We start from the raw sequence: 23,309 nt of genomic DNA, 5'->3' as shown, positions 1-23,309 counted from the left end.
GCCCCGCCGGAGGCGGGGCGGACAACTCAGTACGCGCTGTTGACGTTGTCCATGGAGCCGTACCGGTGGGCGGCGTAGTTGCAGGCCGCCGCGATGTTGGAGACCGGGTTCCACACGTCGAACGGGGTGCCGGGCACGTGGTACGCGGCGAAGGTGGGGTCGATCACCTGGAGCAGGCCCTTGGAGGGGATGCCCATCATGGCGTTGGAGTCCCACAGGTTGATGGCGCCCGGGTCGCCCGAGGATTCCCGCAGGATGTTGCGCTTGATGCCGTCGAAGCTGCCGGGGATGCCGTTCGCGGCCATGATGTCCATGGCTTCCTGGATCCAGCCGTCCAGGTTGTTGGGGTAGACCGGGGCGGGCGCCGGCGCGGGTGCCGCTTCGGGAGCGGGGGCCGGAGCCGGGGCGACCAGCGCTTCGGGGACGGGCGCCGGAGCCGGGATGATCTCGGCCTTGGCGGCGGGCGCGGCGATAGCGGTCGCTTCGGTGGTCACGGGGGCGGGTGCCTGCTCGGCGACCATGGCAACCCCGCTGGGGGAGCTGTCGTCGGCCATGGAGACCGCGGAGGAGGCGGTGACGGCGACGATGCCGGCCGTGGCGAGGGCGAAGCCGAAGGCTTCACGCTTGGTACGACGGCGCAGGCTGGTGAAACTGTGGGAAGGCATGATCGGATTCGGTTCCTTGTTCGGTCTCGGGATCCGGCCCGGTTCGGGCAGCACGGATCTTCGGTGCGGGCAGGTGGCCCGCGACCGGAAAAACATGACTGTGCTGTTGTCGGGTTCTTTTGTGTGACACCGAACGCAGGGCGGTCCGGGTCCGGATGGCGCATATCGCGGTTACCGGGTGGTTTCCCGGTCCGCCGCGCCCGCAGGAACTCCACACTGTGGTGAAGTCGAGTGGACTCGAGTTCGACTATCGCGATATCGTTTGTGGTTGTCGCGCCGGCGCGTTTTCGCGGTTGTTTCCAACCCTGTGTCCACAACATCGCGGACTAGCCGAACTTCAGGTCGTTTATGACCGGATCTCAGAATGGTCACAGTAGGTGAACAACAGGTAAACGGAGCCTGAGAAGATCTTAAGTGCGATCTTGAAGTCGTAAATGAACGCGTTGCATATTCGCGTCGACCTGGGGAAATGGTTCTAAACCTCTTGTGGTGCAGGACACAAAATTTCTGATCGGTAACGGTGGATTCAGGTGCTCGTGATGGTTCCGTGATGGGAAAACGGGGTGGTCGCGTGGATGTCGCCGGGGTGCGCCGACCCCGTCGGTGCCCGGCTTTCCCACGGTGGTGTGCTCCGGGGGTGGAACGGCGCCGCGGCGAAATGGTGTGATGAGGTCATGGAGGCCCGGCGGCCGGGTCGCCGCGGGGCCGGACCGATATCGGAAAGAGAGCCCGCGATGTACTCGACGCCGAGTTATCCGCAGCTGTTCGCCCCGCTCGAGGTTGGGCACACCACACTGCGCAACAGGGTGGTCATGGGGTCCATGCACACCGGTCTGGAAGACCGGGCCTGGGATACCAACCGGCTGGCCGCCTATTTCGCCGAACGCGCCCGCGGTGGGGTCGGCCTGATCATCACCGGTGGTTACGCCCCCAATCGCACCGGATGGTTGCTGCCGTTCGGCGCGAAACTGACCAACCGGACCGAGGCCTACCGCCATCGGGCGATCACGCGCGCGGTGCACGCGGCCGGCGGCAGGATCGCGCTGCAGATCCTGCACGCCGGACGCTACGCCTACGTCCCCGGCAGCGTATCCGCTTCCTCGATCAAGGCGCCGATCAATCCGTTCCGCCCCCGCGCTCTTTCCGACCGTGGAATTCGGCGGACCATCCACGATTACGCCCGGTGCGCCGAACTCGCCCGTTTCGCGGGGTACGACGGGGTCGAAATCATGGGTGGGGAGGGTTATTTCATCAATCAATTCCTCGCGCCGCGTACGAATAAACGAGCCGATCGCTGGGGTGGTTCCGCCGAGAATCGCCGGCGGCTCGCGGTGGAAATCGTGCGGCGCACCCGGGCGGCGGTCGGGGCCGATTTTCTGATCATATTCCGTTTGTCGATGGCGGAATTGGTGGAGAACGGGCAGACCTTCGACGAGATCCGCACGCTCGCCCGGGAATTGGAGAGTGCGGGCGTCGATATTCTCAATACGGATATCGGCTGGCACGAGGCGCGAGTGCCCACGATCGTGACCTCGGTGCCGCGCGCGGCCTTCGTCGAGTTCACCGCGAAGATCAGCGCGGCGGTCGGGATCCCGGTATGCGCCTCGAACCGCATCAATATGCCCGAAATCGCCGAGGAGATCCTGACCCGCGGCGACGCCCAGCTCATCTCCATGGCCAGACCGCTGCTGGCCGACCCGGAATGGGCCGACAAGGCAGCCACCGGCCGCACCGACGAGATCAATACCTGTATCGCCTGCAACCAGGCCTGCCTCGATCACGCCTTCCAGCACCGTACGGTGTCGTGCCTGCTGAACCCGCGGGCCGGCCGGGAAACCGAGCTCACCCTGCTGCCCACCCGACGCGTGAAGAGCATCGCGGTGGTCGGGGCCGGGCCGGCCGGGCTCTCGGCGGCGGTGAATCTGGCCGAGCGCGGCCACCGGGTGGACCTGTTCGAGGCACTCGACCGGATCGGCGGGCAGTTCGATATCGCGCGCCGGATTCCGGGCAAAGAGGAGTTCGACGAGTCGATCCGCTATTTCACCCGCAAATTGGATCTCACCGGTGTGCAGGTGCATCTGAACACCCGTGTCACCGCGGCCGAACTGATCGACCGGCGGTACGACGAGGTCGTCCTGGCGACAGGGGTGCGGCCGCGCATCCCCGATATCCCGGGTGTCGACCATCCGATGGTGCTCTCGTACGCGGAACTGGTGCGGGAAGGCAGACCGGTGGGGAAGCGGGTCGCGGTGATCGGCGCCGGTGGAATCGGTTTCGATGTGAGCGAATACCTGGTCGTGGACGGGCATCCGGCGCTGAAACCGGACGAGTGGCGCGAGGAGTGGGGCGTCGATACCGACGACGAACAACTACGCGGCCAGTTGCGCGCCGTCCGCCCGGCGCCCGCGGCCCGCGAGGTCGTCCTGTTGCAGCGCAAGGACACGACCTTCGGAAAAGGGCTCGGGAAAACGAGCGGCTGGGTCCATCGGGCGGCGCTGAAGGCCAAGGGAGTCGAGCAGATCGGCGGGGTGAACTACGAGCGGATCGACGACGACGGGCTGCACATCAGCTTCGGCCCGAAGCGGGAGCGGCCCCGGTCGATCCCGGTCGACAATGTGATCATCTGCGCCGGCCAGGAATCGGTGCGTGAGCTCGAGTCGGAACTCACCGCCGCGGGTGTGCCGACGCATCTGATCGGCGGCGCCGGACTGGCCGCCGAGCTCGACGCGAAACGGGCCATCGAGCAGGGCACCCGGCTGGCCGCGCGATTGTGAGGGCCATTCGATAGTCGCTTTTCCGGCCCGGAGTGGCGCGGTAGGCTGGCGGCCTTTGTGTCCGCGCGAAGTAGGGGGTGACCGTGTCGGCCACTGCGGTCGATCTCCGGAGCACGGCCGGTGTCTACCGACGGCTCCTGGTAGCCGGGTTCCGCCGGCAATGGCGGTACAAGCTCGCGATGTTCGGTGGGTTGTTCACCAACTGTGTGTTCGGTTTCGTCCGCGCGTCGGTGATGGTCGCCGCGATCGACGCCACCGGCGGGTTCGGCGGATACGACGCGGGCAGTATCGGTGCCTATGTCTGGATCTCCCAGGGGTTGCTCGGCGCGCTGCAATTCATGGCCGCCGAACTGGAACTGGCCGAACGGATCCGCACCGGTGATATCGCGATCGATTTCCTGCGGCCGGTCGATGTGCAACTGGGTAATCTCGCCGCCGATCTCGGCCGGGCGCTGTGCACACTGCTCCCGCGCGGGATACCGAGCCTGCTGGTCGGTGCGCTGACCTTCGGGCTGGTGTTCCCCAGCACTCCCGAGTCCTATCTACTCGGGCCGGTCAGTGTCGTCTTCGCCACCGCCCTCTCGTTCCTGTCCCTGTTCGTGCTCACCACCGCCGGATTCTGGGTCGTGGAGACCCGGGGGCTGCGGACGCTCTATCAGGTCGGCGGCCCGTTCCTCGCCGGACTGTTCGTCCCGGTGCACGTCTTCCCGGACTGGCTGCGCGGTATCGCCGAGTGCACGCCGTTCCCGTCGATGCTGCAGGTACCGGTGGATGTGCTGTCCGGCCGGGTCGCGGGCTGGGACGCGGCGCAGCTGGTGGGCACGCAGGTCTGCTGGCTACTGGTCGTCCTGGCGGCGGGCCGGGTCCTGCTGGCCGCGGGCCGGCGGAAACTGGAGGTGCAGGGTGGTTGAGACCGCCGTGTATCCACCGGCGAGCCGGCGCGTTCCCGCCGGTGACCGATTCGCACCCTATGCGGCGGTGCTGCGGTCCCGGATCCGCGCGCAGCGCACCTACCGGCTGTCCTTCGCCAGCGATATGGCGGGGGCGACCATGGTCGGGCTGGCCGAATTCGCCGAGGTATGGGTGATCTTCCATCAGGCGAAGGTGCTGGGCGGGCTGGACCTGGACGCCGCGCTGCTCCTGTTCGGTCTGAGCAATCTGGCTTTCGCGCTGGCCCAGTTGGTGTTCGGGCACCTGGACAAGCTGCCGAATCTCATCCGCCTCGGGCAGCTCGATATCTACCATCTGCGCCCGCAGCCGGTACTGCTGCAATTGATCACCAGCGATTTCTCCCTGCGCCGCCTGGCCCGGGCAACGGTCGCGCTGGTGGTGCTGACCGTCGGACTGGTACGCAACGAGATCGTCTGGTCGACCGGGTCCGTGGCGCTGATCGTGCTGACGGTGGTGAGCGGCACGGTCCTGTTCGGCGGTCTGTTCGTGGTGGCCGCGGGCTGCCAGTTCTTCCTCATCGACGGGGCGGAAATGACCAACAGCTTCACCTACGGTGGATCCTTCGCGGCGACGCAACCCGCGTCGATCTTCCCCACACCGTTGAAATTGCTGTTCTGCGTCGCGATACCGGTGGCGTTCACCGCCTACCTCCCGACGCTGGCACTACTGGATCTTCCCGGCCCCGCCGGCATGCTGTCCTGGCTCGCCTGGTGCGCGCCGCTCGCGGCGGCGTGGGTGTGGGTGCTGGCGTGGGTGATGTGGCGGATCGGGACGAGGCACTATCAGAGCGGCGGTGGCTGAGATGGGATACATTGGTACAAATGAAGATACGATCATTGAGGTCGACCGGCTGACCAGGTGCTTCACCCGCCGAACCGGGAAGGGGCTGCGGTCGCGGCGCGAGGTGGTCACTGCGGTCGACGCCATGACCTTCCGGGTCGAGCGCGGCGCGGCGGTCGGCTATATCGGCGCCAATGGCGCCGGGAAGTCGACCACGATCAAAATGCTCACCGGCATCCTGGTGCCGACCTCCGGTTCGGTGCGCACCTGCGGTCTGGAACCCATCCGGCAGCGCCGGGAGCTGGCGAGCCGGATCGGCGTCGTCTTCGGGCAGCGTTCCCAGCTGTGGTGGGACCTGCCGCTGCGGGAATCGTTCACGATCCTGGCGGCGATCCACCGGCTCGACCCCGCGGCCGGACGGGCGCGCACCGCGGAACTTGTCGACCAGCTGGAAATGGCCGATACGCTCGATACGCCGGTCCGGCAGTTGTCGCTGGGCCAGCGGATGCGCGCCGAGGTGGCCGCGGCGCTGCTGCACTGCCCGGAGTTGATCATTCTCGACGAGCCCACCATCGGCTTGGATGTGCTCTCCAAACAGCGCCTGCGCGAATTCCTGCGGGCCGAACGTGCCCAACGCGGCACCACCCTTGTGCTGACCACCCACGATATGGGCGATATCGAGCGCCTCTGCGACCGGGTGCTGGTGGTGGATCACGGGCGATTGGCCTACGACGGCTCGTTGCCCGGCCTCGGGGCGACGGTGGGCGCGCAGCGGGTGCTGGTCGTCGACCTCGCCGCACCCGCGCCGGCCCTCGACGGTCTCGCGGGTGCCGAACTGGTCTCGGTCGAGGCGGAGGGTATGCGGCAGCGGCTGGCCTTCGACGCCGAGACGACCACGGCCGCGCAGCTGCTGGCCGAGGTGTCGGCCCGGGCCGAGGTGCGCGACCTCTCGATCGAGGAGCCCGATATCGAGGACATCGTGCGGCGGCTCTACGAAACCGCCCGCTGAAAAGCGAGGTGCCGGGCCCCCACGGGGCCCGGCACCGGCTCGTCACCTACGAGCGTCACATCGCGGCGTTGCCCGCTTTCCATTCCGGCCACGGAATGTTCCAGTCACCCAGCCCGTCCGTTCCGGGCAGGACCGGACCGACCGTGTTCGTCACGATGGCGATATCGCCGCGTTTGGCGGTGTTGTACACCCACTGGGCGTCCTCGGGGCTGAGATTGAGGCACCCGTGGCTGGTGTTGGTATTGCCCTGCGCACCCAGCGACCACGGCGCCGAGTGGAAGAAGATCCCGCTGTAGGACATCCGGGTGGCCCAGTCCACGTCGGTGCGGTACCCGGCCGGCGAGTTCACCGCGACACCGTAGGTGGAGGAATCCATGACGATGTGCTCGTGCCGGTCCGCCAGGATGTACACCCCGTTGTTGGTGGGCGTGTCGTCCTTACCCATCGAGGTCGGCATGGTGCGGACGACCTGGCCGTTCTTCTCGACGGTGACCATCTTCGTATTGTCGTCGGCCTTGAAGACGACGGCGTCGCCGATGACGAAGTTCGAGTGGATGTCGTCCTGGCCGTAGAGCGAGTTGCCCAGGTCCTTGCCGTAGACGTTCACATCGATCGTCACCTTGGTGCCCGGGTTCCAGAAATGCTCGGGCCGCCACCGGACCTCACGGTTGTTCACCCAGTAGAAGGCGCCCTCGACCGGCGGATCGGTCTTGATGGTGATGGCGTCCTGCGCGGCCTTGCGGTCGGGAATGTTCTCGTCGAACTGGACCGCCACCGGCTGGCCGATGCCGACCACTTCACCCTCGCCGGGCACCAGGTACGGCTTGGTGACATTGCCGGGCGCGGTTGTGGTGAAACTCATACCGGCGGTCGACGCACCACCCAGGCCGTTGGCCCGGGCCTGCAGGCGGTAGGTCTTGCTGTACCCGAGGGGTTCGGTGGTGGACCAGCTGCGGCCGTCGGCTGCCAGCTGCCCGGCCACCGGCTGATCATCGGGGTTGAGCAGGGCTACGTCGGTGAACAGGCCGTCGGTGATCTCGAACTTCATCCCCTCGGCCGGCGAGACGCCGATATCCCCGTCCTTGACGGGTGCCACCAGCTTGGGCTTGATGAGCTCTGTGAGGGGGTTGCGGTCGATGGCGACGGTTCCGTCCGACGCCTCCGACGAGGAACAACCGGTCAGCGCCAGGACGACCAGCGCGACGAGCGCCAGCGGTCCGAAGAGCCAGCGGACCGGCCTGCGCCGATCACCAATATGCATATCAACCCCGTTTCAAGTCTCGGCGCACCCGCTACGCACCGACGGCTTCGGATCCGACCGATCACCTGCTCACCTCGACCCACGGCAGCGGGATCGGTCGAGACCACGTTCATCATTCTGCCAGCCGCGCCGAGGTGATCCCAACCGCCACGATCACTTCCGGCTTCACGGCCCACCTACACATAGGGTTCCGGGCGCCGGTCGTTACGGTGTCGGCCGGCTCACACCCGCCCGACGGGATATCGATTTCACTTCTGCGGCCCGAGCCTGTTAATGTCTGTCCCGCACCGCACAGCGGAGCACGCGCCATTAGCTCAATTGGCAGAGCAGCTGACTCTTAATCAGCGGGTTCGGGGTTCGAGTCCCTGATGGCGCACTTCGAGTCGAAAGACATTCTCCGACTATAGGGTTTGCGTTACCCGCTCGTACATTCGACGGACCCAGACGTGATCAACCCGCTATCTCGCCGTATTTCGACCGTGGCTGCGGCCCGGTCAGTGGCCCGTCGGCGGTAGCCCGGCCGGTGCGCCGTGGATCCATTAGGGTGCGCGGTATGAGCGAGGCGGACGCGCGGGTGGGGCGCGGGCAGGTGGTCGCATGGGGGCTGTGGGACTGGGGGTCGGCCGCGTTCAACGCCGTGATCACCACCTTCGTCTTCGCGGTGTACCTCACCGACAGTGTCGGGGAGGATCTGCCGGGTGATGTCTCCGCCAGCGCCTGGCTGGGGTGGGCGCTCGGACTCGCCGGACTGGTCGTCGCGCTGACCGCGCCGGTCACCGGTCAGCGTTTCGACGCGACCGCGAATCGCAAACGTTCGCTCGGCATCATGACCGCCGTCGTCGTGGTCCTGACGGCGGCGATGTTCTTGGTCCGGGACCAGTACTCCTACCTGTGGCTCGGGCTGGTGTTGCTCGCGCTGGGGTCGGTGTTCCTCGAGCTCGCGACCGTGCCCTACAACGCGATGCTGCGCCAGGTGTCCACCCCGGCGACGCTGGGCCGGGTGTCCGGATTCGGCTGGGCCATGGGCTACTTCGGGGGCATCCTCCTGCTGCTGATCTGCTATTTCGGGTTCATTGCCGGCGACGGCCCGGACCGGGGGCTGCTCGGTGTGAGCACCGAGGACGGGCTGAACATCCGGCTGGTCGTCCTGCTCGCCGCCGTCTGGTTCGGCGTGTTCGCGCTGCCGGTGCTGTTCGCGGTGCCGGAGGTGCCGCGCACCCATGCCGATCCCGGGGCGGCGAGCGCGGGGTTGCTCGGCTCCTACCGGGTGCTGTGGCGCGACCTGAAAGAACTGTGGGCGCTCGATCGCACCGTCATCTGGTTTCTGCTGGCCAGCGCGATCTTCCGGGACGGCCTGGCCGGTGTCTTCGCGTTCGGCGCGGTGCTGGCCGTGCAGGTCTACGGGATCAGCGAGTCCGATGTGCTGCTCTTCGGTATCGCGGCCAATGTCGTCGCGGCGCTCGGGGCGGTCGTGGCCGGCCGGTTCGACGATACGGTCGGGCCGAAACGGGTGATCGCGGTCTCGCTGCTGTCCGCGGTGATGTGTGGTGCGGTGCTGCTGGTGGTGTCGGGCTCGCTGATGTTCTGGATCTTCGGCCTGGCGCTGACTCTCTTCGTCGGCCCGGCGCAGGCGTCGGCGCGGTCCTTCCTCGCCCGGCTGACACCACCCGGGCGGGAGGGGCAGCTGTTCGGGCTCTACACCACGACCGGGCGGGCCGCCTCGTTCCTCGCACCCACCCTGTTCGGCCTGTTCGCCTGGGGTTTCGGGGCGGATCGGGCCGGTATCGGCGGCCTGCTGGTGGTGCTGGGCGCCGGGCTCGCCGCCCTGCTGTTCGTCCCGGCGCCGGACGCCTCGGGCAGCAAAGAGCCGGCGCAGACACCTGTCGCCTGACGCCGGCCCGGTGGGTGCGCGCTCAGGGTTTCCAGGCGCCCATACCGAGGGCGATGAGCCGGATCTGCTGGATGGTGCGGTCGATCACCGGTTGTTCCGCGCGCGCGGTGGCGACCACATAGTCGGCGATCCCGTCGATCACGGTGGACACCAGCAGGTCGGCGGCGACCTCCAGGTCACCCGGCGACCAGTCGTCCAGGGCCGGGACGCGGGACAGGTCCGCCACCAGCTCGCGCACGATCAGTTGTAGTTCGAGTGCGATGGCCGACCGCAGCGCCGGGCTGCCGCCGCGCTGCTCCCGGATCAGGAAGCCGTACAGCTCTCGCTTCTGGGCGACTTCACCGAAGACGAACCGCACCGTCTCCGAGAGCCGGGCATCGGGGGTGCGGCGTAGCTGCCGCAGCGCCAGGCGTAGCGCTTGGACGCCCTCGTCCACCAGGGTGGCGCCGAGGTCGTCCAGTGAGTCGAAATGCCGATAGAAGGCGGTGGGAACGATACCGGCCGAGCGGGCGATCTCGCGCAGGCTCAGCGCCCCGAAACCGCGTTCCGCGGCCAGTGCCAGCGTGCCGACGAGCAGGGCCTGCCGGGTGCGCTCTTTGCGCTCGACGCGGCTCGCTCCCTGATCGGTCATTTCAGTGAGCATACAGACGTTCACCATTCCCTCATCTCTTTCTTGTCGTCCGCGTCACACCGATTGCTGGTTGACAGTTCCGGCGGGGCATCCGGCACACTAGTTGAGTGTACAGACGTACACCGAAAGTAGATCGACCTCGTGACGTGACCGACAGACAGGGACGGAGAACTCCCATGGTGGCCCTCCTCGATCTGGTGCAGACCCTGACCACTCCGCATCCGGTGGACCGGTATCTGGAACTGGTACGCCCGATGCTGACCGTCCGCGATATGCGGGCCCGCATCGTCGCCGTGGACCGCTCGGTGCCGGGGACGATCTCGCTGGGCCTGCGCCCGACCCGGCAGTGGGACGGCCTGCGGGCCGGTCAGTTCCTGCAGCTGGGTGTGGTGATCGACGGAGTACGGCACCTGCGCTGCTATTCGCCGGTGAACTCCCAGCACGATCGCCGCCGCCGTCTCGACCTCACCCTCCGGGTGCACCCGCACGGGCTGGTATCGCGCTACCTGCACGAACACGCGCGCCCCGGCATGATCGTGGACCTCGAACCGGCGTCCGGGGTCTTCCACCTCCCGGACCAGCGGCCCGAGCGGGTGCTGCTGATCAGCGGCGGTAGCGGGATCACGCCGGTGCTGTCCATGCTGCGCACCCTCGTCGACGAGCGATACTCCGGCGAGGTGGTCTTCCTGCACTACGCGCGGTCGCCGGAACTGGTGCCCCATCGCGGCGAACTCGCCGAAATCGGTGCCGCCCATGCGAATATCGCGGTCGAGCTGCGGTACCCGCAACAGGACGGCCGTGGATTCGACCGCGACGAACTCGTGCGGGTGGCGCCGTGGTTCGCCGACGCGCAGACCTACCTGTGTGGTCCGCCGCCGCTGATGGACTCGGTTCGCGAGGTCTACGCGGCCACAGAGCTGAGTGAACGCCTGCACACCGAAGATTTCGTGGCCACCACCGCGCCGGTGAACAGCGCGGACGTCGCGGGGGCCACCACCTTTTCCGCCAGCGGGGTCACTGCCGAGAACACCGGGTCGTCACTGCTGGAGCAGGCCGAGGGCGCCGGCCTGCGCCCGGAATTCGGCTGCCGCATGGGGATCTGCTTCTCCTGCACCTCGGTCCGACGCAGCGGATGCACCCGCAACCTGCGCACCGGGGAGCTCGAATCCGATCCCGATCAGCCGATCCAACTCTGCGTCCAGGCCGCCGTCGGCGACGTGGACATCGAAATCTGACAGCTGAGACGAAGGGGAGAAACAGATGACCATCCTCACCGAGACCAAGGACGGACCGCTGGTCCTCTCGCCCGACCAGGTCGAGGAGATCGGCCGCACGCTCGACGAACTGCGCGACCGGATCGTCGCCGATCTGGGCGAACGCGACCGCCAGTACATCTACGACATCATCAAGGCGCAGCGCGGATTCGAGATCGCCGGGCGGGGCCTGATGTACCTGGGCTTCCTGCCCCCGTTCTGGTTGGCCGGCGTGGCCGCGCTCAGCGTGTCGAAGATCCTCGACAATATGGAGATCGGCCACAACGTCATGCACGGCCAGTACGACTGGATGCGTGAGCCGGGCCTGAACTCGCGGGTCTTCGAATGGGATACCGTCTGCCCGGCGGACCAGTGGAAGCATTCACACAACTACATGCACCACACCTACACCAACATCCATGGTCGTGACCGTGATATCGGCTACGGCGTGCTGCGGATCGACGAGGGGCAGGACTGGCACCCGTACTACCTGGGCAACCCGCTCTACGCGTTCCTGCTGATGGTCTTCTTCGAATGGGGCGTGATGCTGCACGACCTCGAGGCGGACAACATCGTCAAGGGCAAGCGAAGCTGGTCCGACCTCAAACCGCTGATCAAGGGGCAGCTCCGTAAATCGGGCCGGCAGGTCCTCAAGGACTATGTGGCCTTCCCGTTGCTGACCGGTCCGCTGTTCCTGTCCACGCTCGCCGGAAACGCGACGGCGAACCTGGTGCGCAACCTGTGGGCGTACTCGATCATCTTCTGCGGGCACTTCCCGTCCGGTGTGCAGACGTTCACCGAAGAGGAGACCGCCGAGGAGACCCGCGGCGAATGGTATGTCCGGCAGATGCTCGGCTCGGCCAATATCTCCGGCAGCCCGCTGTTCCACATCATGTCCGGCAATCTGTCGCACCAGATCGAGCACCACCTGTTCCCGGATCTGCCGGCCAACCGGTATCCGGAGATCGCGCCGGAGGTACGCGCACTGTGCGAGAAATTCGGGCTCCCCTACAACACCGGGCCGCTGGGCAAGCAGATCGGTTCGGTGTGGGCCAAGATCTTCCAACTGGCGCTGCCGCCGCGGTTGACGGAGTCCAGGATCGCCCGCTTCCTGCCCGCTGTGCTGCGGAAACAGCCCACCTCCGGTGTTATCGTGATGCGTCAGCAGAGTCCTACCGAAGCGGGCGTGTGATGATCGGCAAATTCGAGGCCAACAAGGATCTCATCCAGGAGCTCACCACGTCGGGGGCGCGCCGGGTCGGCAATATCGCGAGCATCATCACCGGCACGGTCTCGGAGGTGACCCGGGAGATCGGGGAATGGATCACCGACGCCATCGAGATGAACGAGGCCGCCGCCGCGGCCCGGCGTGATGCCGCGGCCGAGGGGCGAGGGGACGACGACCTGCGGGCGCCGGGGGAGAGCCGGGACGGGGCCGATACTGCACCGGCTCGGGAGACCGGCGTCGTTCTGGACGCCGATATCGGCGACGCCGAGACCGCCGAGTCCGATCCCTCCGGCAAACGCCACTGATCGAATCCGCAGAACCGCTCGGTGGGACAAGTCACACCGAGCGGTTACTCATGGGCTAATCTCGGCTCGTGCCCGCCTATATCTCCTCCCCGGAGCTGACCTTCGGTTTCCTGTTCGCGCTGGAGGACCCCGAGCGGATCGCGGAGATGGTGCGCGACCTGATGGAACGCAAAACCGTCTCGGTATTCCGGCTGGCACGGTTGTCCGACGACGATGGGCCGCCGGAACGCTATGTCGTGAACTGGGCGGCCATCCCGCAGATCTCCATCACCACCACCGCGCCCGACCCGGCCGAACTCCGGGCCGACCAGGTGATGCTGGTCAACGCGTTCCTCGGCGACGAGGGCGAGATCCGGCTGTACTCGCAGGGGAGTGCGCCGCAATAGATCACGGGCCCCTCCGTGAGATCCCCGTGACTGGTGGTGATCCGCCGTTATCGAACTGTAGCCTTGTTCGGGGTTCTGAATGAGCGATGGGTAACAAGGAGTGGGCGCAGTGGAGATCGTGATACGGCTGCTGATCGTATTCGGGGGCACGCCGGCCGTGACGATCGCCCTCGGCTGGGCGATCGACCGCGGCCTCCGATACTGGTCGGCCCGCCATCCCAAGACCACGATTCCCGGTCTGCTGCGGCGGATCCAATTACCGCTGCAGTTGTTCCTGGGCTTCGCCGCGCTGCGGATCACCTATCCGCTGGCCGATCTGCATCTGCGCCAGGACACGGTGATCCTCAGCGTCCTGGCCTCCATGGTCACCATGTCGGCGGTCTGGCTGGTGGTCCGGATAGTCGACGCGGTGGCCGACGGGCTGCTGAACAGCTACTCCCGCCGGGCCCGCGACCCGCGCCGGGTACGTCAGCTGAACACCCAGTTCACCCTGATCCGCCGGATCACGACCGCGCTGCTCGCGGTCGCGACGGCGGCGATCGCCATGCTGGTCATGTTCCCCGGGCTGCGCGTTCTGGGCACCTCGCTGCTCGCCTCCGCCGGCATCATCGGCATCATCGCCGGTGTGGCGGCGCAATCCACGCTCAGCAACCTCATGGCGGGTCTGCAGATCGCGTTCGGTGATTCGGTGAAGATCGGCGACACGGTCGTCGTCGAGGGCGAGATGGGCACCGTCGAGGAGATCACCCTGTCCTTCCTCACCGTCCGGATCTGGGACGACCGCCGGCTCACCATGCCGGTCTCGTACTTCAACAGCAAACCGTACGAGAACTGGTCGCGCGGCGGCCCGCAGATGACCGGCACCGTATTCCTCTACCTGGACCACAGCGCCCCCGTGGCCGACCTCCGGGAGCATCTCTACGAATACCTGAGCGAGCATCCCGATTGGGACGGCCGCAGCTGGAACCTCCTGGTCACCGACAGCACCCCCACCGGTATCGAGGTCCGGGCCTCGATGACCGGGCGTGATTCGGATGCGGTGTGGTCGCTGCGCTGCGCCGTCCGCGAGGAACTGATCAGCTGGCTGAACAATCAGCATCCGGGCGCGCTGCCGCGCCTGGCCGCGCTGGACGGATTCGACAAGACGCCGGTCAGGTAGGCCGCGCCGGGCACCGGCGGGCCGGCCGGCCGAGCGGCCGGTTGATCTCGATGCCGTGTCGGCACGGCGGGATGAATACGAAAATGTGTGTGATAGCTCACAATTGAGGGGCGGCCGAGCCGGTTGGGTCGGCCGGGCCAGCACCCTCGAAGGAGCGTTGATCACAATGCCTGCTCCCGCCGGTTACCCGGTCCGAGTTCGCGGCGATCTGGACCCCGCGCTGTCGCGCTGGATGTGGATCGTGAAATGGCTTCTCGCCATTCCGCACTACATAGTTCTGTTCTTCCTGCACATCGGTTATGCCGTGGTCACCGTGATCGCGTTCTTCGCGATCCTGTTCACCGGCAGATACCCTCGGGCCCTGTTCGACTACAGCGTCGGGGTCATCCGGTGGTCGTGGCGTGTCGGCTTCTACGCCTGGGCGCCGGCCGGCACCGACAGATATCCGCCGTTCTCCCTGTCCCGTGACGACGACTACGCGGCGGATCTGGACGTCGACTATCCGCTGACGCTGCATCGTGGGCTGGTGCTGGTGAAATGGTGGCTGCTGGCCCTCCCGCACTACCTGATCATCGGCGGTATGACCGGGGCGGCCTGGCTGGTCGACTTCGACGACGCCGACACCACGGCCAGTGCCGCGGGAATCCCGTTGATCGGCGTACTGACCTTCGTCGCCCTGGTCGGGCTGCTGTTCGCGGCACGCTATTCCCAAGGCCTGTTCGATTTCGTGATGGGGATCAACCGGTGGATCCTGCGGGTGCAGGTCTACGGCTCGCTGCTACGCGACGAATACCCGCCCTTCCGCTTGGACCAGGGCGCCCGCGACGAGGTGGCGCCCCCACCCGCGGTCGATACGAGCAAACCCGAGGCCTGAGACGGCTGTCGGTCAAATGAAAAAGCCCGAGGACCCAATGGGCCCTCGGGCTTTCCAGGGTGAGTGACGGGACTCGAACCCGCGACAGCCAGGATCACAACCTGGTGCTCTACCAACTGAACTACACTCACCATCGCCGATTTGCACCGGCGGCCTAGATAGTAGCGCGTCTACCCCTCCGCAAGCCAATCGGTTATCGGTGTGCCGGTCGCCGGACTCTAGACCCGGCCGGGCGTGCCGCCACCGGTTCCGCCCGCGGGACCGGCGGCGACCTCGGCGGCGATCGCGGAGATCTCCGCCGTGGAAGGGCCCGGCGCGGGGACGAAGGCGGTGCGCCGGTAGTACTCGAGTTCCCGGATCGATTCCTGGATATCGGCGAGCGCGCGATGGGCCAGACCCTTCTCGGGCTGGCCGAAATAGATCCGCGGGTACCAGCGACGGCACAGTTCCTTGATGGAGCTGACGTCGATCATCCGATAGTGCAGGTGCGCGTCCAGCTCCGGCATGTCCCGGGCGATGAACCCACGATCGGTGGCGATGGAGTTACCGGCCAGGGGCACCATCCGGGCGGTGGGCGCGTACTGCTTCACGTAGTCGAGTACCTGCCGCTCGGCCTCGGCGAGGGTGACCGTGGAGCGCCGTACCTCTTCGGTGAGGCCGGACCGGGCGTGCATCTCGGCGACCACCTCGGGCATCGCCGCGAGCGCCTCCTCGTCGGCGTGGATGACGATATCCACCCCGTCACCGAGAACGTTCAAATCGCTGTCGGTCACCAGGGCGGCCACCTCGATCAGTTTGTCGGTGACCAGGTCGAGCCCGGTCATCTCACAATCCATCCACACCACTAATTTGTCCGACACCCGCACCACCCTAATCAGCGCCGCCACCCGCCGAGCGCAATCACCGCCCGCTCCGTGTGGGAAGTCTCCGGGACCGGCTCCCGGTCAGCCGCCGAGCTTCTTGTAGAACGCGCCCGCGATCGGGGCGGTGAGCGCTCTGGGCCCGTAGTTGCCGGCAGCGCTCATACCCTTCCCGATCAGGCCGGGCACCACCCGCATCTTGTTGCGGGCCAGCGCGTCGATCGAGATCCGGGCCGTGTACTCCGACGACACCCACAGGAAATCCGGGACCATGCGGTCGACCAGGGAGGCGTCGGCGGGATCGGGGGTCTCGGTACGCACCGGGCCCGGGGCGAGCAGGGTGATGTGCACCCCGGAGCCTTTCAGCTCGCCCCGCAGGGATTCGGCGAAGGTGTTGGCGAAGGCTTTGCTCGCCGCGTAGGTGGAGTTGTTGGGGATGGGCATGTTCCCGGCCGCCGAACCGCTCACCAGGATGCCCCCGGCCCGGCGTGCCAGCATCGCGGGAAGTACGGCCAAGGTCAGGTCGTGCACGGCGACGGCGTTCAACTCCAGCTGATCGCGTTCGTAGGCGGGATCGAGGGCGGCCAGGGGACCGAACGTCGCGATACCCGCGTTGTTGCACAGGATCGAGATATCGCGGCCCGCGAGTTCCTCGGTGAGCGGAGCCCGCTGCGCCCGGTCGGCGAGATCGACGGCGCGGACTTCGGCGGTGATGCCGTGCTCCCGGGTCAGCCGGCCGGCCAGGTCGTCGAGGATCTCGCCGCGGCGCGCGACCAGGATGAGCGAATGACCCCGGCGGGCCAGTTCGGCGGCCAGTGCGGTTCCGATTCCGGACGAAGCGCCGGTCACCACGGCGCGGCTCTCGGCGGTAGGCGAAGGCAAACCCATTCCCGACACCCTAGAGGGCGCTGCCGGGCGTAGCCCAGCCCGCAGCCCGCGCAGGGCCGGGGGCGGCTGGGGTCGGTGTTGGGGGCGGTGGGTCTGCATGTTGACGCGCATGGCCGGAGCGAATGCGGAGGTACGCCGGGGTCGGCTGGGGTTGGTGTTGGGGGCGGTGGGTCTGCATGTTGACGCGTATGGCCGGAGCGAATGCGGAGGTACGCCTACCGGGATTGTGTGTTTGGCGCTCGGCGGAGGGGGGTACACCCACTCCGACTGGCCCGAACAGCTCAGTCGGGTGGGTGGAGCGCCCCCGGCAGGAATCGAACCTGCGACCTAGGGATTAGAAGGCCCTTGCTCTATCCAACTGAGCTACGGAGGCAGTGGTTCCACCATGGCGGACAACGGCCGCGCTGTCCAGCTGAAAAGTTTAGCGATCGACCGAATCGTCTGATTTGCGCTGCCCGGAAACAGCCCCGGCGGGCCGAACGGTGCCCGTCGAACTACTCTCGAAGCTATGTCGTCAGCCCAGGCTCCCGCCGCCGAACCCGCTACGAAGGCCGGTCGGCCCAGTGGCTCGGCGGTCGTTCCGGCGGTGCTGACAGTGTTCGCCGCGGCGCTCGCCGCGTTGGTATCGATGCTGGTGGTGGGCTTGTCGGCCGCCCAGGCGCTGAGTCTGCTGGGTATTCCCGATCCTGGCCCGCTGACCACCTACGGTCTGCCCGCGTTCCGGGCGCTGGCCGATCTCTTCGCGGCCTTCACGGTGGGGTCGCTGCTCTTCGCGGCCTTTCTGGTGCCGCCGCAGCGTGGCGGTCTGCTCGACACGGGGGGTTACCGGGCGGTGCGGCGGGCCTCGGGCCTGGCGGTGGCCTGGGCGGTGAGCGCCGCGCTGCTGATACCGCTGACCGTCTCCGACAGCACCGGCCGGCCGGTCACCGAGATTTTGGCACCCCAGGATCTGTGGAGGGTCGCCGATGAGATCGAACTCGCCGGTACCTGGCGGCTCACCGCGATCGGCGCTCTGCTGCTGGCGATCGGCTGCCGGCTGGCCCTGCGCTGGGGATGGACGCCGGTGCTGTTCGGCGCGTCGGTCGCGGTGATGATGCCGCTGGCGCTGACCGGGCATTCCGCGTCCGGTGGTGCCCACGACGTGGCCACCAACAGTTTGATCCTGCATCTGATCGCCGCGGCGTTCTGGGTCGGCGGTCTCGGCGCGCTGCTGGTTCACGCGTTGTGGGACGGCACGCATACGGCCCTGGCTGCCCGGCGTTTCTCCGCGGTGGCCCTGGTGTCCTTCGTGGTGCTGGCCGTCAGCGGCGTGGCCAACTCGTGGGTGCGGGTGCCCTGGGACGAGCTGTTCACCAGCACCTACGGCCGGTTGGTGCTGGCCAAGGCCGCCGCCCTGGTGATTCTCGGCGTCTTCGGCTGGTTCCAGCGGCGCGCGGCGCTTCCGGCACTGGCCGCCGACCCGGACGATCGGGGCGCGCTCGCCCGCTTCGCGAGTGTGGAACTGCTCGTCTTCGCCGCGACCATGGGCCTGGCGGTGGGGCTGGGCCGGACTCCGCCGCCGGCGCCGACGAGCGTGCCGACCCCGATGGAGGTCGAGCTCGGCTACAACCTGGACGGCCCGCCCACGGTGGCGCGGCTGCTCTTCGACTGGCGTTTCGACCTGATCTTCGGCACGCTCGCCATCGTGCTGGCGGTGCTCTATCTGCTGGGCGTCCGGCGGTTGCGGGCGCGCGGTGACGTCTGGCCGGCCGGACGGACCGTCGCCTGGCTGCTCGGCTGCGCGGTGCTGCTGTTCACGACCTCGTCGGGGGTCGGCCGCTATGCGCCCGCCATGTTCAGCGTGCACATGGGCGCGCATATGGCGCTGTCGATGCTGACTCCGATCCTGCTGGCCCTGGGTGGCGTGGTGACGCTCGCGTTGCGCGCGCTGCCGCCGGCCGGTCGGGACGGCGCCCCGGGCCCCCGGGAATGGATCCTGGCGGCCGTGCACAACCCGGTTTCCCGGTTCCTCACCCAGCCGATCGTGGCCTCGGTGCTGTTCGTGGCCGGTTTCTACGCTCTCTATCTGGGCGGGATCTTCGATGCCTACGCCGATTCCCATACCGCGCATCTGCTGATGAACCTGCATTTCCTGCTCAGTGGCTATCTCTTCTACTGGGTGGTGATCGGGATAGACCCGAAACCGCGCCGGGTGGAGCCGCTGACCAGATTGGCCATGGTGTTCGGTTCGCTGCCCTTCCACGCCTTCTTCGGGGTCGTGTTGATGGGAATGAGCACGGTGCTGGCCGGCTGGTTCTATCGGAGCCTCGACCTGGGCTGGTCTATCGATCTACTGGGTGATCAGCGCACCGGGGGCAGTCTGGCGTGGGCCACCGGTGAGGTACCGCTTGTCGTGGTCATGCTGGCGCTGCTGATCCAGTGGTCGCGCAGCGACGCGCGGCTGGCCCGGCGCACCGACCGCGCCGCGGAACGTGACGACGACGCGGAACTCGCCGCGCACAATGCCATGTTCGCCCAATTGGCCAAGCGAGATCGGGCAAGTAGGTAGATGACCGAGCAGAGAATCCCGCTGACACCTGTGCCACCACTCCGGCGTATCTACCGGTCGGATGTGCGGGCGGCGCGTCGGCGACTGACCGGGCGCATTCGCAAGACCCCGGTCTTTCACACCGCTGTACCGGGGCCCGGCGGCCCTGTCCCGGTCACCCTGAAGCTCGAGTATCTGCAGCACGGTGGCACATTCAAGGTGCGCGGCAGTTATAACGCGCTGTTGTCGGAACGGGTGTGTCCCGAACATGTGGTGATCGCCTCGGGCGGCAACGCGGGGATCGCCGCGGCGCTGGCGGCGGCCGGGATGGGCAAGACCTGCACGGTGGTGGTCCCGGAATCGGCGCCGCACACCAAGGTCGCCGCCATGTGGTCGCACGGCGCCGAGGTGCGCTGGCACGGAACCACCTACGCCGAGGCCTATGAGCACGCCTGCGAGATCACCGCCGAGCGCGGGGCGTTGCAGTTGCACGCCTACGATCTGCCCGCGGTGGTGGCCGGGGCCGGAGTGATCGAACTGGAGATCGAGGAGCAGGTCCGCGGGCGGCCGCCGATCCTGGCCGCGGTCGGCGGCGGAGGGTTGATCGGTGGGATCGCCGCCGCCGGCGGGCGCCGCCGCGAGATCGTGGGCGTCGAACCCGAGGGGATCCCGACGCTGAATTCCGCGCTGGCCGCCGGGAAGCCGGTCGATGTGGAGGTGTCCAGTATCACCGCCGATGCCCTGGGCGCCTCGCGGATCGGCGAGATCGCTCTCGATGTGACCCGGCGCTACGGTGTGCGGTCCGCGCTGGTGACCGATGACGCGATCACCGACGCCCGGGACTATCTGTGGCGGGAGTTCCGGATCGTCGTCGAACTCTCCGGCGCGGTGGCCCTGGCGGCGATTCTCAGCGGTGCCTATGTACCGCGGGAGGGCGAGCGGCCGGTGGTGGTGCTGTGCGGCGCGAACACCGAACTCCCGGTGCTCTGACGCGCTGATCCGTGTCGGTTCACCGCTGGACCACCCGCAGACGCGGTGCCGAGCGGCCTTTCGTCCGACGGTTGTCGCCATGGGTGTGAACGAGACACGGGGAGCATCGAGTCCGGCTGCGTGAACCGGCGCTGCGGTTGCTCATCGAGACCCACGCGAAGCTCGACGGGGGTATGAGCGCCTCGACCCTGCACTACATCCTTCCCGATTCAGCCCGCCTGGTGTTCGACGCCGGCAATGCGGAGGCGCTGCACGGCGCGCGGCCGGCGGCCGACGAACTGGTGGCCAAACAGCGGACCGCCGCACGCTCGGGTATCGCGCAGCTGTGCCGCGGGCTGGCCGCCCGCGACCCCGACGCGCTCTTCGCCGCCGCGCGGGAGTTCGCGCACTGTGATTGGCCACTCTACGAAGCCCAGGCCTACGAGGACGCGGCGATCGTGCTGGCCGCGGGCGGTCGCGGGACCGGCGCGCGGGAGGCGCTCGAATCCGCCGTCCGGCTGTACACCCGGCTGGGTGCTTCGTGGGGTACCGCCCGCGCGGTGGCCCGGATCCGGCGTTACGGAATCCGCCGGGGCGTGCGCGGCCCGGGCAATCGCCCGAAAACGGGCTGGGCGTCGCTGACCGAGACCGAACGATCCGTGGCGGTCCAGGCGGCCGACGGCTCTTCGAATGCCGATATCGCTGCGCAGATGTCCTGTCGCGGCGCACCGTTCAATCGCATGTGTCGAGCATTCTGCCCAAACTCGGCGTGCGCTCACGGCGGGATATCGCCGCCGCCATGACGGCCGCGGGCCGCTGAATCCGGCGGACCGCTCTTTCCACAAGTGCGCGGTCGCGCGGAAGTTGTGCACAGATTCGATTCGCGCCCCCCACCGCCCCGCCGGGCCGGTGACCATGAGTACGTCCCCGGAAGCACCGGGCGAACGGAGGGGCGGAAATGTACGAAGCAGTGGCGACCGTGGTCGGTACGGTGGTGACCGAACCGGTGAGACGAGAACTGCCCGGCGGCGAGCAGATGATCAGCTTCCGGTTGGCGAGTACCGCGCGGCGGCTGGATCGCGAAACCGGTGAATGGGTGGACAACGGGACGCTCTTCCTCACGGTGAGCTGCTGGCGGCGGTTGGTGGCCGGGGTGGACGCCTCGATCCATCGGGGTGATCCGGTGATCGTGCAGGGGCAGTTGCGGTCGAACGAGTACCACACCCGGGAAGGCGCCCAGCGCCGCGATCTGGAGATGCGAGCGCATACCCTGGGGCCGGACCTCACCCGCTGCACCGCCCGGGTGGAGCGCCGACGGACCGGGCATCCGGCCACGACCGGGAATATATCCGCCGTTCCCGGCGCTGCGACTGCCGAAAGCGGGGCGGCGGGGGAACCGAACGATCCGATGGTGGAGCAGCCGGCGCGCGACGAGGAGCCCGTGAACGCCGACGTGTGAAACCGCACCGATGTTTGACGGATAGGGTGATCGCTATGGCTGAGTTCATCTACCAAATGAAGAAGGTTCGTAAGGCGCACGGCGACAAGGTCGTGCTCGACGATGTCACCTTGAACTTCCTTCCCGGCGCCAAGATCGGCGTTGTCGGTCCGAACGGCGCCGGTAAATCCAGCGTCCTGAAGATCATGGCCGGATTGGACCAGCCGAACAACGGCGAGGCCTTTCTCGCGCCCGGCGCCACGGTCGGGATCCTGCAGCAGGAACCGCCGCTGAACGAGGAGAAGACCGTCCGCGGCAATGTCGAGGAGGGGCTCGGCGAGATCAAGGTCGCACTCGACCGGTTCAACGAGATCGCCGAACTCATGGCCACCGATTACTCCGACGAGCTCATGGACGAAATGGGCAAGCTGCAGGAGGAGCTCGACCACGCCGATGCCTGGGACCTGGACTCCCAGCTGGAGCAGGCGATGGACGCGCTGCGCTGCCCGCCGCCGGACGAGCCGGTGACCAACCTCTCCGGTGGTGAGCGCCGCCGGGTGGCCCTGTGCAAACTGCTGCTCAGCAAACCCGACCTGCTGCTGCTCGACGAGCCCACCAACCATCTCGACGCCGAGAGCGTGCTCTGGCTCGAACAGTTCCTCGCGCAGTACCCGGGCGCGGTCCTGGCGGTCACCCACGACCGGTACTTCCTGGACAATGTCGCCGGCTGGATTCTCGAGCTCGACCGCGGCCGGGCCATCGGTTACGAGGGCAACTACTCCACCTATCTGGAGAAGAAGGCCGAGCGGCTCGCGGTCCAGGGCAAGAAGGACCAGAAGCTGCAGAAGCGGCTCAAGGACGAACTCGCCTGGGTCCGGTCGGGCGCCAAGGCGCGCCAGGCGAAGAACAAGGCGCGTCTGGGCCGCTACGAGGAGATGGCCGCCGAGGCGGAGAAGATGCGGAAGCTGGACTTCGAGGAGATCCAGATCCCGGCCGGTCCGCGACTGGGCAGTGTGGTGGTCGAGGTGGAGCACCTGGACAAGGGCTTCGGCGACCGGCAGCTGATCAAGGATCTGTCGTTCACCCTGCCGCGCAACGGCATCGTGGGCGTCATCGGGCCCAACGGTGTCGGTAAGACCACGCTTTTCAAGACCATCGTGGGTCTGGAGGAGCCGGACAGCGGCACGGTAAAAGTCGGCGATACCGTCAAACTGAGCTACGTGGACCAGTCCCGCGCCGGTATCGACCCCACGAAGACCGTATGGCAGGTGGTCTCGGACGGGCTCGATTACATCGAGGTCGGCCAGCAGGAGATGCCGTCGCGCGCCTACGTGAGTGCCTTCGGGTTCAAAGGCCCGGACCAGCAGAAGCCGGCCGGGGTGCTCTCCGGTGGTGAACGCAACCGGTTGAACCTGGCGCTCACCCTGAAGCAGGGCGGCAACCTGATCCTGCTCGACGAG

Annotated in this window: 21 protein-coding genes and 3 tRNA genes; 17 read left to right on the top strand and 7 right to left on the bottom strand. The window is 67.4% G+C overall.

What is annotated here, in order from left to right:
- Nucleotides 1–26: 26 nt before the first annotated feature.
- Nucleotides 27–665: a transglycosylase SLT domain-containing protein gene (locus ACLML9_RS17860; protein WP_411946593.1), complete on the bottom strand. Its 639-nt coding sequence runs from the start codon at nucleotides 663–665 to the stop codon at nucleotides 27–29.
- Between the two features lie 734 nt (nucleotides 666–1,399).
- Here ACLML9_RS17860 and ACLML9_RS17855 point away from each other — a divergent pair.
- From ACLML9_RS17855 to ACLML9_RS17840, 4 genes are all read left to right on the top strand, one after another.
- Nucleotides 1,400–3,439: an FAD-dependent oxidoreductase gene (locus tag ACLML9_RS17855; RefSeq protein ID WP_411946592.1), complete on the top strand. Its 2,040-nt coding sequence runs from the start codon at nucleotides 1,400–1,402 to the stop codon at nucleotides 3,437–3,439.
- 179 nt (nucleotides 3,440–3,618) lie between these two features.
- Complete coding sequence (locus ACLML9_RS17850) at nucleotides 3,619–4,350, top strand: ABC transporter permease (RefSeq protein WP_411946591.1); 732 nt, start codon at nucleotides 3,619–3,621, stop codon at nucleotides 4,348–4,350.
- Nucleotides 4,343–5,191: an ABC transporter permease gene (locus ACLML9_RS17845; protein ID WP_411946590.1), complete on the top strand. Its 849-nt coding sequence runs from the start codon at nucleotides 4,343–4,345 to the stop codon at nucleotides 5,189–5,191. Before ACLML9_RS17850 ends, ACLML9_RS17845 begins: the two co-directional genes overlap by 8 nt.
- A gap of 1 nt (nucleotide 5,192) precedes the next feature.
- Complete coding sequence (locus ACLML9_RS17840) at nucleotides 5,193–6,179, top strand: ATP-binding cassette domain-containing protein (protein ID WP_411946589.1); 987 nt, start codon at nucleotides 5,193–5,195, stop codon at nucleotides 6,177–6,179.
- A 55-nt stretch (nucleotides 6,180–6,234) separates the two neighbouring features.
- Here the strand turns inward: ACLML9_RS17840 and ACLML9_RS17835 are convergent, their stop codons facing one another.
- Nucleotides 6,235–7,440 carry a L,D-transpeptidase gene (locus ACLML9_RS17835; RefSeq protein ID WP_411946588.1) on the bottom strand — a complete coding sequence of 402 codons (1,206 nt, stop codon included), beginning with the start codon at nucleotides 7,438–7,440 and terminating at the stop codon, nucleotides 6,235–6,237.
- Nucleotides 7,441–7,743: 303 nt separating this feature from the next.
- Here ACLML9_RS17835 and ACLML9_RS17830 point away from each other — a divergent pair.
- Nucleotides 7,744–7,816, top strand: a tRNA-Lys gene (locus ACLML9_RS17830).
- Between the two features lie 177 nt (nucleotides 7,817–7,993).
- Complete coding sequence (locus tag ACLML9_RS17825; RefSeq protein WP_411946587.1) at nucleotides 7,994–9,331, top strand: MFS transporter; 1,338 nt, start codon at nucleotides 7,994–7,996, stop codon at nucleotides 9,329–9,331.
- A gap of 22 nt (nucleotides 9,332–9,353) precedes the next feature.
- Here ACLML9_RS17825 and ACLML9_RS17820 read toward each other — a convergent pair whose 3' ends face one another.
- Nucleotides 9,354–9,962 carry a TetR family transcriptional regulator gene (locus ACLML9_RS17820; protein WP_411946586.1) on the bottom strand — a complete coding sequence of 203 codons (609 nt, stop codon included), beginning with the start codon at nucleotides 9,960–9,962 and terminating at the stop codon, nucleotides 9,354–9,356.
- A gap of 176 nt (nucleotides 9,963–10,138) precedes the next feature.
- Between ACLML9_RS17820 and ACLML9_RS17815 the strand changes: the two genes are divergently transcribed.
- The 6 genes from ACLML9_RS17815 to ACLML9_RS17790 all read left to right on the top strand — a co-directional run bounded on the left by ACLML9_RS17815 (nucleotide 10,139) and on the right by ACLML9_RS17790 (nucleotide 15,167).
- Nucleotides 10,139–11,197 (top strand): ferredoxin reductase, encoded by a 1,059-nt coding sequence (locus tag ACLML9_RS17815; protein WP_411946585.1) that lies wholly within the window; start codon nucleotides 10,139–10,141, stop codon nucleotides 11,195–11,197.
- 25 nt (nucleotides 11,198–11,222) lie between these two features.
- A complete protein-coding gene (locus ACLML9_RS17810; protein WP_411946584.1) occupies nucleotides 11,223–12,407 on the top strand; it encodes a fatty acid desaturase family protein in 1,185 nt (394 codons plus the stop codon).
- Nucleotides 12,407–12,748, top strand: coding sequence for a hypothetical protein (locus ACLML9_RS17805; RefSeq protein ID WP_411946583.1), 342 nt, complete (start codon nucleotides 12,407–12,409; stop codon nucleotides 12,746–12,748). Before ACLML9_RS17810 ends, ACLML9_RS17805 begins: the two co-directional genes overlap by 1 nt.
- A 68-nt stretch (nucleotides 12,749–12,816) precedes the next feature.
- Nucleotides 12,817–13,134: a hypothetical protein gene (locus ACLML9_RS17800; protein WP_411946582.1), complete on the top strand. Its 318-nt coding sequence runs from the start codon at nucleotides 12,817–12,819 to the stop codon at nucleotides 13,132–13,134.
- Nucleotides 13,135–13,243: 109 nt separating this feature from the next.
- Nucleotides 13,244–14,293 carry a mechanosensitive ion channel family protein gene (locus ACLML9_RS17795; RefSeq protein WP_411946581.1) on the top strand — a complete coding sequence of 350 codons (1,050 nt, stop codon included), beginning with the start codon at nucleotides 13,244–13,246 and terminating at the stop codon, nucleotides 14,291–14,293.
- Nucleotides 14,294–14,459: 166 nt separating this feature from the next.
- Nucleotides 14,460–15,167 (top strand): DUF4389 domain-containing protein, encoded by a 708-nt coding sequence (locus tag ACLML9_RS17790; RefSeq protein ID WP_411946580.1) that lies wholly within the window; start codon nucleotides 14,460–14,462, stop codon nucleotides 15,165–15,167.
- 58 nt (nucleotides 15,168–15,225) lie between these two features.
- Here ACLML9_RS17790 and ACLML9_RS17785 read toward each other — a convergent pair.
- From ACLML9_RS17785 to ACLML9_RS17770, 4 genes are all read right to left on the bottom strand, one after another.
- Nucleotides 15,226–15,298: transfer RNA gene (locus ACLML9_RS17785), tRNA-His, on the bottom strand.
- Between the two features lie 87 nt (nucleotides 15,299–15,385).
- Complete coding sequence (gene orn / locus ACLML9_RS17780) at nucleotides 15,386–16,027, bottom strand: oligoribonuclease (protein ID WP_411946579.1); 642 nt, start codon at nucleotides 16,025–16,027, stop codon at nucleotides 15,386–15,388.
- Between the two features lie 84 nt (nucleotides 16,028–16,111).
- Complete coding sequence (gene cmrA, locus ACLML9_RS17775) at nucleotides 16,112–16,915, bottom strand: mycolate reductase (RefSeq protein WP_411946578.1); 804 nt, start codon at nucleotides 16,913–16,915, stop codon at nucleotides 16,112–16,114.
- 299 nt (nucleotides 16,916–17,214) lie between these two features.
- Nucleotides 17,215–17,288 (bottom strand) — tRNA-Arg (locus ACLML9_RS17770).
- A 135-nt stretch (nucleotides 17,289–17,423) separates the two neighbouring features.
- Between ACLML9_RS17770 and ACLML9_RS17765 the strand changes: the two genes are divergently transcribed.
- The 5 genes from ACLML9_RS17765 to ettA all read left to right on the top strand — a co-directional run.
- Nucleotides 17,424–19,463 (top strand): cytochrome c oxidase assembly protein, encoded by a 2,040-nt coding sequence (locus tag ACLML9_RS17765; protein WP_411946577.1) that lies wholly within the window; start codon nucleotides 17,424–17,426, stop codon nucleotides 19,461–19,463.
- Nucleotides 19,464–20,432, top strand: coding sequence for a threonine/serine dehydratase (locus tag ACLML9_RS17760; protein WP_411946576.1), 969 nt, complete (start codon nucleotides 19,464–19,466; stop codon nucleotides 20,430–20,432).
- Nucleotides 20,433–20,605: 173 nt separating this feature from the next.
- The gene (locus tag ACLML9_RS17755) at nucleotides 20,606–21,214 is read left to right on the top strand and encodes a hypothetical protein (protein WP_411946575.1); all 609 of its coding nucleotides are present in this window, start codon (nucleotides 20,606–20,608) and stop codon (nucleotides 21,212–21,214) included.
- Nucleotides 21,215–21,369: 155 nt separating this feature from the next.
- The gene (locus ACLML9_RS17750) at nucleotides 21,370–21,870 is read left to right on the top strand and encodes a single-stranded DNA-binding protein (protein WP_411946574.1); all 501 of its coding nucleotides are present in this window, start codon (nucleotides 21,370–21,372) and stop codon (nucleotides 21,868–21,870) included.
- 35 nt (nucleotides 21,871–21,905) lie between these two features.
- A partial coding sequence (ettA, locus tag ACLML9_RS17745; RefSeq protein WP_411946573.1) for an energy-dependent translational throttle protein EttA occupies nucleotides 21,906–23,309 on the top strand: 1,404 nt, incomplete at its 3' end.

This window comes from Nocardia sp. NPDC002869 (assembly GCF_046764065.1).
Lineage (GTDB): Bacteria > Actinomycetota > Actinomycetes > Mycobacteriales > Mycobacteriaceae > Nocardia > Nocardia rhamnosiphila.
This window is presented reverse-complemented; position numbering and strand designations above follow the sequence as displayed.

Coding starts and splice junctions, on each gene's coding strand:
- ACLML9_RS17860 (WP_411946593.1), bottom strand. CDS start 665: ATGCCTTCCCACAGTTTCACCAGCCTGCGCCGTCGTACCAAGCGTGAA.
- ACLML9_RS17855 (WP_411946592.1), top strand. CDS start 1,400: ATGTACTCGACGCCGAGTTATCCGCAGCTGTTCGCCCCGCTCGAGGTT.
- ACLML9_RS17850 (WP_411946591.1), top strand. CDS start 3,619: ATGTTCGGTGGGTTGTTCACCAACTGTGTGTTCGGTTTCGTCCGCGCG.
- ACLML9_RS17840 (WP_411946589.1), top strand. CDS start 5,193: ATGGGATACATTGGTACAAATGAAGATACGATCATTGAGGTCGACCGG.
- ACLML9_RS17835 (WP_411946588.1), bottom strand. CDS start 7,440: ATGCATATTGGTGATCGGCGCAGGCCGGTCCGCTGGCTCTTCGGACCG.
- ACLML9_RS17825 (WP_411946587.1), top strand. CDS start 7,994: ATGAGCGAGGCGGACGCGCGGGTGGGGCGCGGGCAGGTGGTCGCATGG.
- ACLML9_RS17820 (WP_411946586.1), bottom strand. CDS start 9,962: ATGACCGATCAGGGAGCGAGCCGCGTCGAGCGCAAAGAGCGCACCCGG.
- ACLML9_RS17815 (WP_411946585.1), top strand. CDS start 10,139: ATGGTGGCCCTCCTCGATCTGGTGCAGACCCTGACCACTCCGCATCCG.
- ACLML9_RS17810 (WP_411946584.1), top strand. CDS start 11,223: ATGACCATCCTCACCGAGACCAAGGACGGACCGCTGGTCCTCTCGCCC.
- ACLML9_RS17805 (WP_411946583.1), top strand. CDS start 12,407: ATGATCGGCAAATTCGAGGCCAACAAGGATCTCATCCAGGAGCTCACC.
- ACLML9_RS17790 (WP_411946580.1), top strand. CDS start 14,460: ATGCCTGCTCCCGCCGGTTACCCGGTCCGAGTTCGCGGCGATCTGGAC.
- cmrA (WP_411946578.1), bottom strand. CDS start 16,915: ATGGGTTTGCCTTCGCCTACCGCCGAGAGCCGCGCCGTGGTGACCGGC.
- ACLML9_RS17765 (WP_411946577.1), top strand. CDS start 17,424: ATGTCGTCAGCCCAGGCTCCCGCCGCCGAACCCGCTACGAAGGCCGGT.
- ACLML9_RS17760 (WP_411946576.1), top strand. CDS start 19,464: ATGACCGAGCAGAGAATCCCGCTGACACCTGTGCCACCACTCCGGCGT.
- ACLML9_RS17755 (WP_411946575.1), top strand. CDS start 20,606: ATGAGCGCCTCGACCCTGCACTACATCCTTCCCGATTCAGCCCGCCTG.
- ACLML9_RS17750 (WP_411946574.1), top strand. CDS start 21,370: ATGTACGAAGCAGTGGCGACCGTGGTCGGTACGGTGGTGACCGAACCG.